Raw genomic sequence first — 13,951 nt, 5'->3', positions numbered from 1 at the left:
CTTGGCCCATTTTGTGCAGTATTCAATATAACGACGGTTTTTATCCGTAAACCGCCAATTAATCGACACATAGACACCAAATGGCACCGACATGAGTAATCGAGTAGACATCAATAATTTGCTGCACGAGATGCGTTCGCTCAAATCGCAAACACAGGCTTTTCAAAAGCCCCAAGGGCTGCAGGAAAGTATCGCGACTGAATCGACAGGGCGCGTCAATCAGGCCAATCAGGTGCCGGGCTTTGCCGAGATGATGTCTCAGGCAGTCAACTCGGTTAATGATGTACAACAAAACGCCGGACAATTGGCTAACGCATATCAGCAGGGTGACCCCAGTGTGGACATTACCGATGTGATGATTGCTTCGCAAAAAGCCAGCGTCTCTTTTGAGGCGGCGCTACAAGTACGCAATAAGTTGGTAGAGGCCTACCGCGACATTATGAACATGCCGATTTAATGGAGTAACGCATCATGGCCGAAGAGCAAGCGATGTCAGATTTAGCCGATCCCAGTGCAGACAAATCCGCCCGAGGCAATGATTTGGTTGAGGGTTTTAGCAGTTTAACGCTGTTGCGCCAAGTGGGGCTAATGGTGGGTTTAGCCGCATCGGTAGCGATTGGTTTTTATGTGGTGCTCTGGAGCCAGGGTGAGGAATATCGTCCTCTGTACGGTAGTCTCGATCGGCTCGACTCCGCCCAAGTGGTCGATATTTTAGAGCAGAACCAAATTCATTATAAAATCGAGCCTTCTACAGGTGCTCTATTGGTGACTTCTGATGAGGTACACAGCGCTCGTTTAAAGCTGGCGGAAGTGGGAATTGGCAATACCCAATCGGTCGGCTTTGAATTGTTGGAGCAGGAGCAGGCATTAGGCACTAGCCAGTTTATAGAAAGTGCCCGGTATCACAGAAGTTTAGAAGGGGAACTGGCACGTACTGTAACCAGTATTCATACCGTGCGTTCGGCTCGGGTTCACTTGGCCATTCCCAAGCGCAGTGTCTTTGTACGCGATGCCAGAAAGCCCAGCGCATCCGTATTTCTCGAAGTTTTTCCCGGCCGTGACGTGGCGCCGCGACAAGTGAAAGCCATCGCTAATCTAGTGGCCTCTAGTATCTCCGAGCTTAGTTATGAAGATGTGACGGTCATCGATCAGCATGGAAGTTTGTTGTCGGCTGGGGATGAATCGCCCGAGCTGGAGCTGGCTGGTAAGCAGAGACAGTACACTGAACAGTTGGAAGAGAGCCTGTTAAAACGAGTTAATAGCATTTTAGAGCCGGTACTGGGCGGCGGTAATTTTCGCGCAGAAATTAATGCCGATGTGGACTTCACCGCTGTTGAGCAGGCTCAAGAGGTGTATGACGATGAGCAGCCGGTGGTGCGCAGTGAGCATCTGCAAAATGAGCGCCGTACCGGTGACGAAACTCTGGGTGGTATTCCCGGCGCGCTGACGAACCAGCCTCCGATCGATGGTCAGGCACCCGAGCAAATTGATCCGGCGACTGGTCTGCCCTTAGCTGAACCACCGGTTCAGCACAGCCGCGAGGATGTCACCCGCAATTATGAGGTGGATAGAACCATCAGTTACACCCGTCGCCAGCAGGGTAATATTGAACGCTTGAGTGTGGCGGTGGTGCTGGATGATAAATTGACGGTCGATGCCGAAGGACAAAATGTTCGCACAGCCTGGGAGCCGCAAGAGATTGATCGTTTAGTGACCTTGGTGCAGAACGCAGTGGGCTTTTCTGAGGCGCGCGGCGACAGCGTAACGGTGATTAATTCATCTTTTGCAGCGCGTAATGATGGGCAAATGGAAGCGGTTGAGGTACCTTGGTGGCAACAAGCGTGGCTGCAGCCCTATGTGAAGCCCTTGGCCGGTTTTTTACTGATCCTAGCGTTAATATTTGGCTTGCTGCGCCCAATACTGAAAAGCATCGCCAACACTGGGGCCGAAACGGCCGAAGATGAAGAGGCGCGCCAGTTACAAGCACTGGAAGATGCAGGCCTTGGCGGCGATATGTCGAGTGATTCTGTCACTCTAACCGGGGGGGCGGTTGCCTTACCTGGGCCCGAAGAGGGTTATGAGCAGCAGCTTAACGCCATTAAAGGACTGATTGCTGAGGATCCGGGCCGGGTCGCTCAGGTGGTGAAATCCTGGATTAATAAAGATGAGTAACAATCGTGGCTGAAAAAAAAGACGACACGCCCCAGGTAACAAAGCTTGACAAGGTGGATCAAGCGGCCATTTTGTTGATGTCATTGGGTGAGCAGGATGCGGCCGAAGTGCTAAAGCATATGGGCCCAAAAGAAGTCCAGCGCATTGGTAGTGCCATGTCGTCACTCCAAAACGTTCAGCAAAGCGACGTTCAGGTGGTGATGCAAAGCTTTTTGGAGGAGGCCCGCAACCTGACCGGTTTAGGTATGGGTGCCGATAATTATATCCGCAATATGCTGGTTACCGCGCTGGGTGAAGATAAGGCAAGCTCATTGGTTGACCGTATTTTGCTCGGTGGTAATACCACGGGTTTGGATACTTTAAAGTGGATGGAGGCCCGCTCTATTGCCGATATTATTCGCAATGAACACCCCCAAATTCAAGCCATCGTGATTGCCTATCTGGACGCCGACCAGTCGGCCGAAGTGCTGTCACACTTCACTGAGAAAGTGCGCATCGATATCATGATGCGAGTGGCCTCCCTGGACACCGTTCAACCCAGTGCATTGCAAGAATTAAACGATATTCTGGAAAAACAATTCTCGGGCAAAGCGGGCTCTCAAACCAAGTCCATGGGTGGCTATAAGGTTGCCGCTGAAATTATGAACAATCTCGATGGTGGTATCGAAGCCGAGCTGATGGATGCCATTAAAGAAGTTGATGAGGATATGGGCAACCAGATTCAAGATCTGATGTTTGTCTTTGATAACCTCAAAGACGTCGATGATCGCGGCATCCAAATGCTCCTGCGCGAGGTATCCTCTGAGGTGCTCATCGTTGCGCTCAAAGGCGCTGAAAACGAACTGCAGGAAAAAATATTCAAAAATATGTCCAAACGTGCGGCCGAGTTGCTGCGCGATGATCTAGAGGTGAAAGGTCCGGTGCGAGTCTCAGAAGTTGAGTCTGCGCAAAAAGAAATTCTTACCATTGCCAGACGAATGGCCGATGCCGGCGAGATTGTACTTGGTGGCTCTGGTGAGCAAATGCTTTAACCTACTAGAGTTCGCCTATGAAAGAACCCAAAACCAACCCCAATCGAATCCCCGCCGCCGATGGAGATACTTGGCAATCTTGGACCATGCCGGTAATCGGTGATGACGGACAGGTATTGAGTGCTGAAAAACGTCAAGCCGAGGATGAGAATGTTGAAAGCATTGAAGATGTCGAGGTGGAGGCTAACGAGCAATCTAAGCCTTTAACGGCCGAGCAGTTGGCGGATATCGTCAAGCAGGCCGAGAATGAAGGGTTCACCGAGGGGCGCGAAGAAGGACTTAAAAACGGTTACGACGAAGGTTTCAAAAGTGGCCAGCAGCAGGGGCTACTCGAAATGCGGCAACAGTTAACAGCCGAACAAAAAACATTCCAAAGCCTGGCATCTAACCTACTCGAGCCAATCGATCGGCAAGATGATTTGCTCGAATCTATGTTGCTCACGACACTTGAGCGCTTAACCCGAGCGGTGGTGGCCAGAGAATTGACCACTGATTCGGGCGATATGGTTGCACTGGTTCGCCAAGCGGTTGCGGCTCTGCCCGGTGGGCGAGAGCAAATCAGTGTGCACCTTAACCCCGATGATTTATCCGTGGTTGAAACCTATTGCCAAGAGCACGCGCTGGATTGGCATTTTCAAGCCGCTCCGGACATTGCCGCGGGCGGCGTTAAAGTAGTGACCACCGATAGCACAGTCGATCACACCATAGAGCGCCGCTTAGACGATATTATTGAAAGCTTCCTCAGCCAGCATAATGTCGATGAAAACACTTCTGACGAACAACTATTGAGTTCTCTGGAGCGCGCGTCTGCAAGCAAGACCCCAAGTGGTGGCTCATCGGCTTTTGATTCTATGTCAGAGACCATGTCAGCCGCTGAACCTGCGCCTGTCGACCGTCCAAATGACGGTACTGAGTCTACTCAGGCACCCACGGACACAGCTGGTGCTGCGTCGTCTGATATAACAGACGCTTTCGAAACAGCGAGCACTACTGAAACGACGAACACGGCCGAAAAAAGTAAGGCGGCCGCCACCCCCGAGACAGCGCAAACCGATAGCGCGCCTGCAGATGACGAGGTAAATCATGACTGAGCGTCGCCCGCTGTCTTATCGGTTGCGTCGTTATTTACCCGAAAGTACGGCTCTTATCCCTGAAGCCGAGGGCCGATTAGTGCGCTCGGTGGGTTTGACGCTCGAGGCCATTGGCTTAAATGTCTCTGTGGGGCGGCAGTGCGTGGTGATATCGCGCGACGGTCGCAAGGTCGAGGCAGAGGTGGTCGGTTTTGCCGGTGCCAGCATCTATTTAATGCCGGTCAAGCGAGTAGAAGGCTTGGAGCCTGGAGCAAGAGTTGTACCACTGGCTCATAGCATGGCCATGCGCATTGGCTTGCAAACCTTAGGGCGTGTGATCAACGGCTTAGGCCAACCGCTGGATGATAAGGGCCCTTTGCTGGGCAGTGACATCCTCGACAGTCTTCCCAATGATATTAATCCGCTTAAACGCCACCCCATCAGTGAACCGCTGGATGTCGGAATTCGGGCTATAAATGCCTTAATTACCGTGGGCCGTGGCCAGCGTATGGGTTTGTTCGCCGGCAGCGGGGTGGGTAAAAGTGTGTTGATGGGCATGATGACCAAGTACACAACAGCCGATGTCGTAGTGGTGGGGTTAGTTGGTGAGCGCGGTCGCGAGGTTAAAGAGTTTATTGATCATATCCTGGGGGAAGAGGGGCTGGCACGTGCGGTTGTAGTGGCCTCACCGGCTGATGATGCTCCCTTAATGCGCCTGCGGGCTTCACAGTTGGCCAGTCGGGTGGCCGAGTACTATCGAGATCAGGGGCTCAATGTACTCCTGTTGATGGATTCACTGACTCGTTTTGCCCAAGCTCAGCGGGAGATTTCCCTGGCCATTGGTGAGCCACCTGCTACCAAAGGTTATCCGCCGTCGGTATTTGCCAAGATTCCAGAATTGGTGGAGCGGGCCGGCAACGCCGCCGAGGGAGAGGGCTCCATCACTGCTTTTTATACGGTTTTAACCGAAGGGGATGATCTGCAAGACCCCATAGCCGACTCGGCTAGGGCCATTCTCGATGGGCACATTGTTTTGTCGCGTCAGCTGGCCGAAGAAGGTATTTACCCTGCAATTGATGTCGAGGCTTCTATTAGCCGCGCCATGCCCAATATCGTTCAAGAAGATCAGCTTAAAGCGATGCAGAAATTTAAGCAGATGCTGTCGCGGTATCAGCAAAATCGTGATCTCATCGCCATTGGCGCCTATAGTCCAGGCACCGATCCGGCCACAGATGAGGCCATTGAGCGTTTCCCCAAATTGCGTGCCTTTATTCAGCAGGGGCTCACTCAGTCCGTGCATATGGCAGAATCCACTACCAATCTTAATGCCGTCTTGCAAAAAGGCCCGGCCAATCCTCGATCGGCAGCGGCACCCAGCCCGCTGGCCGCCGAACACGGCAGAGGCTAGCTAACCGGTGGCTGCCCGTCGATCCGAGCGCATGGGGGTTGTGCTCATGGTCGCGAAACGGCACGAGCAGGAGGCGGCCGGTTACCTGCAACAGCACCAGCAGATCGTCCAACAGCAGCGCGAACAGCTAGGCCAGCTGACCGAATACCGGCAAAATTATCTTGAACGAATGAGTCACACGCAGTTGGCCATGTCACCTGGGCAGTTATCCCACTACAGCGCTTTTATTCATAATCTAGAAGCTATGCTAGAACAGCAGCAACAACAGCTGAGCGAGCTTGAAGCTCAATTAACTAAAATTCGCCAGCACTGGTTCTCTCAACACAACCGCTGTAAATCTATTGAAGAGCTGATTAATCGGCTTAGAGCTGGTGAGGATAAAGACGCCGAACGCCGTTTACAGAAAGAGTTAGATGAAATGGCGGCTGCGGCTTTGAATCGCCCTAAAGATTAGCTCAATACTGAGGATTATGGTTACGTTTAAGCGCCAAAATAGGCTATTCTTGCAGTTAACTGAAAGGGACAGGTTCACAGGTGTCTACGATAAGACAGCTGGAATTACAGGTAATTAGGCAACGGGGTTAAATATGGCAATATCTACCACGGTATCCGATGATGGAACAATTCTCACTATCGCGATCAACGGGCGGTTTGATTTCAGTTCACATCAGGATTTTAGGGGCGCCTACGAAAATTTGGATGCCAAACCCAGCCGCTATGTGATTGATATGAGCGATACCGCTTATTTAGACAGCTCGGCTCTGGGTATGCTTTTGCTCCTGCGCGATCACGCCGGTGGCGACAATGCCAGTATTGAAATAAAAAACACCAGTACTGATGTCAAACGTATTTTGACAATCTCGAATTTCGAACAGCTTTTCACTATAGATTAGCACCTGTACAGGGGCATGGATGTGATACGCAATGATCGGGAGATTACCGTACTGGTTGCGGATGATACCGATACCGATCGGTTGATTCTGGAAGCTATTGTTAAAAAAGAAGGGCATCGGGTTATCAGCGCGCGCGATGGTGTTGAGGCCGTGAAAAAATTTGAGAAATTACGCCCTGATGTTGTTTTACTCGACGCTTTAATGCCAAATATGGATGGTTTTGAGGCGGCCCGTCGAATCAAAATATTGGCCGGTGAAGAGCTTATTCCGATCATATTTTTAACCTCATTAACTGACACTCCATCACTGGTGAAATGTCTTGAAGCCGGCGGCGATGACTTCCTATCAAAACCCTACAATCGAGTGATTCTGCAGGCAAAAATCAAAGCGTTTTACCGCATGCGAACCATGAATCGCACTATGCTAAATCAGCGTGACCAAATTGCCTTGCACAACGAACATTTCTTGCAAGAGCAAACGGTCGCCAAACAAGTGTTCGACAATATTACCCGCGGTGGCGATTTAAATACCGACAGCTTGCAATATTACCTCTCACCTTTGGCGGTTTTTAATGGCGATGTAATGGTGGCCTCATCCACCCCGGCGGGTAATATGATGCTGTTGTTGGGTGACTTTACCGGCCACGGCTTACCGGCTGCTATCGGCGCTATGCCACTGGCAACCACCTTTTATGACATGGTCAATAAAGGCTTTTCGATGGTGGATATACTGTCGGAGATTAACGGTAAGCTGAAGGGCATTCTGCCGGTTGGATTATTTTGTTGCGCTGCCATGGTTGAGGTGAATTTTCGCAAAAAATCCATTCGAGTCTGGAACGGTGGCCTGCCGGCGGCTTATATCTATCATAACGATGGCACGATTGAACCGATCAAGTCGACCCATTTACCGCTAGGTGTTCTGAACAATAAAGACTTTAAAGCCGATCCGGTCTTGTTTCAGCTCGATCACGGCGAACGTATCTATCTCTGGTCTGACGGTATTCACGAGTCTCGAAACGCCGACGGGGAGATGTTTGGCGAACAGAGGTTGCTCGCCTCATTTACTAAAAACAAAGATCCTTCCCAGTTGTTTTCTGAGTTGTTACATCAAGTTAAGCAATTTTCCGGTGATGTTGAGAAAAGTGATGATCTATCTCTAATAGAAATTTTAATGGCTCCGGTAGAGGTCGCTTTTAAAGAACAGTCTGAACCGGCTAAGGCACAGTCGCAATTGGCGGAGTGGAGCCTAGCCTTTGAAGTGAAACCTTCAAGTTTCTCTATTTTTGATCCGTTGCCATTGTTACTGAGTGTTTTGCTGGAGGTGCCGGGACTTCGTAACCACAGCGGCACTTTGTATACCGTTATCTCAGAGCTTTATACCAACGCCTTAGAGCATGGTGTGCTTGGTTTGGATTCTAAGCTTAAAAATGATCCCGCGGGTTTTGAGCGCTACTACGAGCTACGCAAACAGCGAACCCGAGAGGTTGTAGAAGGTTATATTCGAATCGAGCTTAAGCATCGGACCTCGGAAGGTGGCGGCACCTTAGAAATCACGGTTGAAGACAGTGGGGTAGGCTATGATGTGTCTGGGTTGGCATTAAGCGACACTGGAAAAGAGTACAGTGGCCGGGGGCTTAAGCTCGCCTCTTCGTTGTGTGACTCACTGCAGGTGGTGCCCCCCGGCAATTGTGTTAAAGCTCAGTACCGCTGGCGAGTGGATGATTAAATCATAATAACGAGGTGTGCCCATGACCGGGAGTAATCACATTGATCACGAAACCTTGGCAACACTGCAAGAGGTAATGGAGGAGGATTTTCAGCGTTTGATTGAAACCTTTCTCAGTGATTCCCAGCAGAGAATACAGGATATGCAAAAAGCCTTGGCCGCAGGTTTGGCCGAAGAGCTAAGGCGCGCGGCCCACAGCTTTAAAGGCAGCAGCAGTAACATCGGTGCTAATGAGCTAGTTAGACTCTGCAAGAATGTTGAAGATCGAGCTCAGGCAGGAATTTTGCGAGACTTGGAGTCTCAAATCATTGATATTAAAGAAGAATATCAAATAGTGAAAAGTCAGCTGGATATCTATTTATAAAGCTCAACTAAACTGGCACTTCACTTGCTATCTCTTAAGGTAAGTAAAACAAGAGACGACTAAAGCGGCAATGGCTTGCCGTTTTTGACAGGAGATAGCGAAAAATGGCCGACTCAACCACCATCAGTGCGTTACTGAACCTGCAGAACCTGCCTGGTGCAGACAAAAGCGGGCGCCAAACCGCAAGCTCTGGCGATCTATTCTCTAGTGTTATGCAATCCACGGCATCTGTACGCGCAGCCTCTAAGCCTGCTGCTGTTAGTCATCGCTCTGATACAGCGCAAAACCAAAGCCCGTCCAGTAAAGTTCAGCAAAACAATCCCCAGCGGTTTGAGTACAACGACAGAAATGACAGGGTTACTGAAGCGCATACAGGAATAGACTCTAAAAGCTCCGCGGCAAGTTCTGCGAATAAGCCGGGATACCACTCAAACGCAGTGGATTCGAGCTCTCAGTCAACGGTAGATGACTCATTAACTCCCGAACAAGAAAAGCTGTTGGCTTCTCTGCCTGACTCGCAGGCAAACGCTATTAGGGCTCTGCCCGCTGAAGATCAATCAACGCTATTATCTTTGATGCTGGCGCAAGGGCAACTCAATGAACTCTCTCCTGAGCTCTCTGCCTTGCTCGAGGGAGGCACGGTTAAACAGCTTCAATCCCTAGACGAGATCCTGGCTAAGTTTGATCAAGTATTGGCAACAGCCGAGGATGGGGAGGCTGCATTGGAGGAGCTAAAAGCCATTTTAGCTCGAAGCGATCTGTCTGACGATCTGCAAAATGCCCTCTTGGCTCAAGTTCAGGGGGCAGAGGGGATAGCGGGGTTACGCGCACAAGTCGCTGAACTTGCTCAGGTGGCAAAAAATCTGGCGAGTGTATTGGATTCTGCTCAGAGGTCGACCATTGCCCAGCTGAAATCTGCGGTAATGGCTGGCGATAACCCATTTTCTCAACGCTTAGCCGATAGCACTGGGTTTAACAATAATGCAGCTGCCTGGCAGGGCGGAGAGACTCAGGCCCAGTCTGGCGAGAGTGCAGCCATTGTTAAATTGCAGGCCGACAATCCATTTGCCGGCCTGCTGCCCCAAGCCGGAGGTGAGAAAAACCGCTTAGTCAGTGAGGCTGCCCAGCTGCATAATTTATTTTCAAGTCGTGGTGAGGGAATAGGTGATCGTTCCTCCATTAACAATGTGGCCAACCTAGCTCAGCTAACACAGCAAGTCTCTCAGGCATCAGGTCAAGTTCGGGTGCCAGTGGCTCAGGCTCAGGTGACTACCAGTTTTCAAAGCCCTGATTGGGGGCAGGCGGTAAATCAAAGAGTGGTGCTTTTGGCACAGCAAGGTATTAAAACCGCTGAAATCCGATTAGACCCTCCCGACCTTGGCCCCTTGCAGGTGAAAATCTCAATCAATAACGAGCAGACTCAGGTTAATTTCACCAGTCATCATGCGGTAGTGCGTGAGGCACTAGACCAAAACGCTTTCCGCTTACGGGAAATGTTGGCCGAACAAGGTATGACTCAGGTGGATGTCGATGTTTCCAGCGAAGATCAGCCGCAGATGGCAGGTCATGAAGGTGATTCTGAAGGTGAGGCGGGTGGTCATGGGGGAGAGGCTTCACAGGGGGAATCTGAACAAGGCTCCCCAACCGTCATTTCCACGGTGGGGCTGCTCGATCAATATGCCTAAGGGCAATCGGTTTATATGCTATTTCCTGCGACAGCTGCTGAATTACACTCCCCCGGTTAACCATTAACCGAGGGAGTGTAATTAAGATCCTTAGATACTCCCGCCAGTCTATTGCCTCTACTTTGTTGCGTTATTTCTTCATTGTTCCTTTCCCCGCTGTCCGATACACTTCAGAGATATAAGGGTTAAGCCTATGGCACGACCTTTGCTGAAGTAATCAAAAATACCGATAAATACTGCAAATGACGGAAATTTGACATGGCGGAAGAAGATCAAGAGGGTGGCGAAGCTGGCGCAGAACCAAAAACCGCTGGCAGTAAAAAAAAGTGGATAATCATTGCCTTGATACTACTGCTGTTGATTGGGGTGTCCGTCGCCGTAACGCTCTACCTTCTCAATGGTTCTGAGGATGATGAAGAGCTATTGACCGATGAGGTGGCTGAAGAGATCGAAGAGGAAGCGCCCGAGATTCAGCCGGCTATTTATTATCCCATGAAGCCCGACTTCACCACCAATTACGAGGTGCGCGGTCGGCAAAGGTATATGCAGCTACATGTAACCTTAATGTTACGCAATAACGATGTGGTTGCGGCGCTAGAATTGCACATGCCAGCCTTGCGAAATGCGATGGTGATGTTACTGCGCAATCAGGACTACCAAGAATTGCAAACCGCTGAGGGCAAGGAGCTGCTGCGTCAGCAAGCCTTGCTAAAAATACAGCAGGTACTGGAAAAAGAGATTGGTGAGCCGGGTATAGAACAAGTTTTGTTCACCAACATGGTCTTACAATAGGGGTTGAGCTGTGCAGGACTTATTAAGTCAGGATGAAATCGATGCGCTGTTACATGGTGTTGATGATGGCGATATTGATACCGATGCCGACAGTGACCCAGGTGCGGTACGATCTTATGATTTAACAAGCCAGGATCGAATTGTCCGGGGGCGTATGCCGACCCTGGAAATGATCAACGAGCGTTTTGCTCGTTACACCCGTATCAGCATGTTTAATATGCTGCGTCGCACCGCCGATGTGTCGGTTGGCGGGGTACAAATTCAAAAGTTTGGTGAATACGTGCATACCCTGTATGTACCTACCAGCTTAAATATGATTAAGTTTCGACCGCTGCGTGGCACGGGGTTAGTCATCTTAGACGCCAGACTGGTTTTTAAATTAGTAGATAATTTTTTTGGTGGTGATGGTCGCCATGCCAAAATTGAAGGCCGTGAGTTTACCCCCACTGAGTTACGTGTTGTGCAGATGGTGTTGAATCAGGTATTTATCGATTTGGGTGAAGCTTGGAAGGCTGTAATGCCAATAGAGTTTGAATACATTAACTCTGAAGTGAACCCATCATTGGCAAATATTGTGAGCCCTAGTGAAGTCGTGGTGGTCAGTACTTTTCATATAGAACTTGACGGTGGCGGTGGCGAGCTTCATATCACCATACCCTATTCAATGATTGAACCGATCCGCGAAGTGTTAGATGCAGGTTTACAAAGCGACAGCGAAGAGCAAGATGAGCGCTGGGTAAAAGCACTGCGAGAAGACGTTTTAGCGGCAGCGGTGGATTTAGAGTGCGAGTTGGTTCAATGTGATATCCCACTGCGCGACATAATGGATTTAGAAGCAGGTGATGTCATTCCAATTGAATGGCCCTCACAACATGTAATGACTGCCAATGGTGTCCCTGTATTTCGTACGCAGCTTGGGCAGCACAAAGGTAATCTGGCATTTAAAATTAACGAGTTTATAGATCACAGTAGCGCTTACAATATAACCGTTACTGAAGGAGGAAATTCACGTGGCAAATGATGATGAAACAAACACTGGTGAAGATTCCGAATTGGATCAAGGAGCAATGGCGGATGAGTGGGCTGCCGCTATGGAAGAGCAAGTAGGCGATGAAAGCTCCGAGGTGGATGTGGATGAAGTCTTGGCTCAAACCGCTGGTGATGATTCCAGTGCTGTTGGTTTCGATGAATTACAAAATGAAGGTTCTCCGCGGGAGTTAGGTCCCGAACTTGATCTTATTCTCGATATTCCCGTCTCTATTTCAATGGAGGTAGGTAGCACTGCCATTACCATTCGCAATTTACTCCAGCTCAATCAGGGCTCAGTCATTGAATTAGACCGACTGGCCGGCGAACCACTTGATGTCAGGGTCAATGGCACTTTAATCGCTCATGGCGAAGTGGTCGTGGTTAACGAGAAGTTCGGGATTCGGATGACAGATGTCATCAGTCCATCTGAACGTATTAAAAAGTTGAAATAAATTGATGCAAATTTTCCAGGCAGTGAGTTCTGGTTTGATATTATGTGCCGGGTTACCAGCTTTAGCACAAGATAAAACCAGTGCCGAAGTCTCGGCCGGTGTAGGGTCGGCTCAGCTGTTTTCTGTGTTGTTGTCGCTGGTGTTTGTGGTAGTGCTGATATTTGCTCTGGCTTGGCTGGTGCGTCGGGTGGGCATGGGCGGTGGGTTTTTGTCCCGTTCAGCGGTTATGAAAGTGGTCGCCACCTTGCCATTGGGTGCCAAAGAGCGATTGGTTATTGTCGATGTTGCCGACAAACAGCTTTTGCTCGGAGTTACCGCCCAGTCTATTCAAACCTTACATGTATTTGACGAGGCGATTGCCAGCACCGAGATACAAAGTGGCGAGCTATTCAGCGAAAAACTCAAAGCGGTTATGACCGGTCAAAAGCCAAAGGCTGTAGACAATAATGATTCACAGGGAAAATCGAGTCATGAGTAACCTGTTGCGTACGCTCATTTTGTTAAGCAAAATCATAGTGCTGGTCGGGGGGTTATTAAGTGTCACCCACAGCTGGGCACAACAACCAACGGATGATTCGGTTGCTGCACAGAGTGAGGCTGAGGGCTTGCTTGGTACTCAGAGTGCTTTGCCTGCAATTCCGGGGCTGCCTGCCTTCACCGTACAAACCAATGCCGATGGTGAACAAGAGTATACGGTAACCCTACAAATCCTCGCCATGATGACAATGCTGACGTTCTTGCCAGCGTTGTTAATGCTGATGACGTCTTTTACCCGTATTATTATTGTGTTTGCTATTTTGCGTCAGGCATTGGGGTTGCAGCAGTCACCCTCCAATCAAATCTTAATAGGTCTTTCTTTATTTTTGACGCTGTTTATTATGAAGCCGGTATTTGATGAGGCGAATGCCAACGCTTTGCAGCCATATTTGAATAGTGAGTTAACTGCACAGCAGGCCCTGGCTGAAGCTTCAAGACCTTTTCATCAGTTTATGTTGTCGCAAACTCGTGAGAGCGATATTGCATTGTTTGTCGGAATCGCCGGCAATGTTGAAATTCAAACCCCGGAAGAAACGCCTTTTACTATTCTGGTTCCAGCATTTGTGACCAGCGAACTCAAAACCGCATTTCAGATTGGTTTTATTATTTTCATTCCGTTTCTTGTGATTGATATCGTGGTTGCCAGTGTTCTGATGGCTATGGGTATGATGATGCTCTCGCCCCTGATTGTGTCCTTGCCATTTAAAATCATGCTGTTTGTATTGGTAGATGGGTGGGCCATGATTATTGGTACCTTGGCGGCCAGTTTCGGTGTTTAGCTCTATAGATCGGA

At 49.6% G+C, this 13,951-nt stretch carries 15 protein-coding genes; all 15 read left to right on the top strand.

What is annotated here, in order from left to right; genetic code table 11:
* Window positions 1–91 precede the first annotated feature (91 nt).
* The 15 genes from fliE (at window position 92) to fliP (ending at window position 13,937) form a co-directional block, all read left to right on the top strand.
* Window positions 92–457, top strand: a complete 366-nt coding sequence (gene fliE, locus Q4526_RS13235) for a flagellar hook-basal body complex protein FliE (protein ID WP_215977555.1) — start codon at window positions 92–94, stop codon at window positions 455–457.
* A gap of 32 nt (window positions 458–489) precedes the next feature.
* Window positions 490–2,172: a flagellar basal-body MS-ring/collar protein FliF gene (gene fliF / locus Q4526_RS13230; protein WP_303609671.1), complete on the top strand. Its 1,683-nt coding sequence runs from the start codon at window positions 490–492 to the stop codon at window positions 2,170–2,172.
* A gap of 5 nt (window positions 2,173–2,177) precedes the next feature.
* A complete protein-coding gene (gene fliG / locus Q4526_RS13225; protein ID WP_215977553.1) occupies window positions 2,178–3,203 on the top strand; it encodes a flagellar motor switch protein FliG in 1,026 nt (341 codons plus the stop codon).
* 17 nt (window positions 3,204–3,220) lie between these two features.
* The gene (locus tag Q4526_RS13220; RefSeq protein WP_215977552.1) at window positions 3,221–4,294 is read left to right on the top strand and encodes a FliH/SctL family protein; all 1,074 of its coding nucleotides are present in this window, start codon (window positions 3,221–3,223) and stop codon (window positions 4,292–4,294) included.
* On the top strand, window positions 4,287–5,681 hold the full coding sequence (fliI, locus tag Q4526_RS13215; RefSeq protein WP_215977551.1) for a flagellar protein export ATPase FliI: 1,395 nt from the start codon (window positions 4,287–4,289) through the stop codon (window positions 5,679–5,681). Before Q4526_RS13220 ends, fliI begins: the two co-directional genes overlap by 8 nt.
* A 31-nt stretch (window positions 5,682–5,712) precedes the next feature.
* Complete coding sequence (gene fliJ / locus Q4526_RS13210; protein WP_303609670.1) at window positions 5,713–6,135, top strand: flagellar export protein FliJ; 423 nt, start codon at window positions 5,713–5,715, stop codon at window positions 6,133–6,135.
* A 133-nt stretch (window positions 6,136–6,268) separates the two neighbouring features.
* On the top strand, window positions 6,269–6,574 hold the full coding sequence (locus tag Q4526_RS13205; RefSeq protein ID WP_215977549.1) for an STAS domain-containing protein: 306 nt from the start codon (window positions 6,269–6,271) through the stop codon (window positions 6,572–6,574).
* Window positions 6,575–6,595: 21 nt separating this feature from the next.
* A complete protein-coding gene (locus Q4526_RS13200; protein ID WP_368411108.1) occupies window positions 6,596–8,299 on the top strand; it encodes a SpoIIE family protein phosphatase in 1,704 nt (567 codons plus the stop codon).
* Window positions 8,300–8,321: 22 nt separating this feature from the next.
* The gene (locus tag Q4526_RS13195; protein ID WP_215977547.1) at window positions 8,322–8,663 is read left to right on the top strand and encodes an Hpt domain-containing protein; all 342 of its coding nucleotides are present in this window, start codon (window positions 8,322–8,324) and stop codon (window positions 8,661–8,663) included.
* A gap of 104 nt (window positions 8,664–8,767) precedes the next feature.
* Window positions 8,768–10,348: a flagellar hook-length control protein FliK gene (locus tag Q4526_RS13190; protein WP_215977546.1), complete on the top strand. Its 1,581-nt coding sequence runs from the start codon at window positions 8,768–8,770 to the stop codon at window positions 10,346–10,348.
* A 258-nt stretch (window positions 10,349–10,606) separates the two neighbouring features.
* A complete protein-coding gene (locus tag Q4526_RS13185) occupies window positions 10,607–11,140 on the top strand; it encodes a flagellar basal body-associated FliL family protein (RefSeq protein WP_215977545.1) in 534 nt (177 codons plus the stop codon).
* 10 nt (window positions 11,141–11,150) lie between these two features.
* Window positions 11,151–12,161 carry a flagellar motor switch protein FliM gene (gene fliM / locus Q4526_RS13180; protein ID WP_215977544.1) on the top strand — a complete coding sequence of 337 codons (1,011 nt, stop codon included), beginning with the start codon at window positions 11,151–11,153 and terminating at the stop codon, window positions 12,159–12,161.
* A 46-nt stretch (window positions 12,162–12,207) separates the two neighbouring features.
* A complete protein-coding gene (gene fliN / locus Q4526_RS13175; RefSeq protein WP_303603542.1) occupies window positions 12,208–12,621 on the top strand; it encodes a flagellar motor switch protein FliN in 414 nt (137 codons plus the stop codon).
* A gap of 4 nt (window positions 12,622–12,625) precedes the next feature.
* Complete coding sequence (gene fliO / locus Q4526_RS13170) at window positions 12,626–13,099, top strand: flagellar biosynthetic protein FliO (RefSeq protein WP_215977542.1); 474 nt, start codon at window positions 12,626–12,628, stop codon at window positions 13,097–13,099.
* On the top strand, window positions 13,092–13,937 hold the full coding sequence (gene fliP, locus Q4526_RS13165; RefSeq protein WP_303609658.1) for a flagellar type III secretion system pore protein FliP: 846 nt from the start codon (window positions 13,092–13,094) through the stop codon (window positions 13,935–13,937). The genes fliO and fliP overlap by 8 nt, the downstream gene beginning before the upstream one ends.
* Window positions 13,938–13,951: the final 14 nt, after the last annotated feature.

The organism is Gilvimarinus sp. 2_MG-2023, assembly GCF_030547685.1.
In the GTDB taxonomy this organism is placed as follows: domain Bacteria; phylum Pseudomonadota; class Gammaproteobacteria; order Pseudomonadales; family Cellvibrionaceae; genus Gilvimarinus.
This window is presented reverse-complemented; position numbering and strand designations above follow the sequence as displayed.

What these genes read in the sequence shown, in the direction of transcription:
- fliE (WP_215977555.1), top strand. Translation starts at nt 92, where the DNA reads ATGAGTAATCGAGTAGACATCAATAATTTGCTGCACGAGATGCGTTCG.
- fliF (WP_303609671.1), top strand. Translation starts at nt 490, where the DNA reads ATGTCAGATTTAGCCGATCCCAGTGCAGACAAATCCGCCCGAGGCAAT.
- Q4526_RS13220 (WP_215977552.1), top strand. Translation starts at nt 3,221, where the DNA reads ATGAAAGAACCCAAAACCAACCCCAATCGAATCCCCGCCGCCGATGGA.
- fliI (WP_215977551.1), top strand. Translation starts at nt 4,287, where the DNA reads ATGACTGAGCGTCGCCCGCTGTCTTATCGGTTGCGTCGTTATTTACCC.
- fliJ (WP_303609670.1), top strand. Translation starts at nt 5,713, where the DNA reads ATGGGGGTTGTGCTCATGGTCGCGAAACGGCACGAGCAGGAGGCGGCC.
- Q4526_RS13205 (WP_215977549.1), top strand. Translation starts at nt 6,269, where the DNA reads ATGGCAATATCTACCACGGTATCCGATGATGGAACAATTCTCACTATC.
- Q4526_RS13195 (WP_215977547.1), top strand. Translation starts at nt 8,322, where the DNA reads ATGACCGGGAGTAATCACATTGATCACGAAACCTTGGCAACACTGCAA.
- Q4526_RS13190 (WP_215977546.1), top strand. Translation starts at nt 8,768, where the DNA reads ATGGCCGACTCAACCACCATCAGTGCGTTACTGAACCTGCAGAACCTG.
- Q4526_RS13185 (WP_215977545.1), top strand. Translation starts at nt 10,607, where the DNA reads ATGGCGGAAGAAGATCAAGAGGGTGGCGAAGCTGGCGCAGAACCAAAA.
- fliN (WP_303603542.1), top strand. Translation starts at nt 12,208, where the DNA reads ATGGCGGATGAGTGGGCTGCCGCTATGGAAGAGCAAGTAGGCGATGAA.
- fliO (WP_215977542.1), top strand. Translation starts at nt 12,626, where the DNA reads ATGCAAATTTTCCAGGCAGTGAGTTCTGGTTTGATATTATGTGCCGGG.
- fliP (WP_303609658.1), top strand. Translation starts at nt 13,092, where the DNA reads ATGAGTAACCTGTTGCGTACGCTCATTTTGTTAAGCAAAATCATAGTG.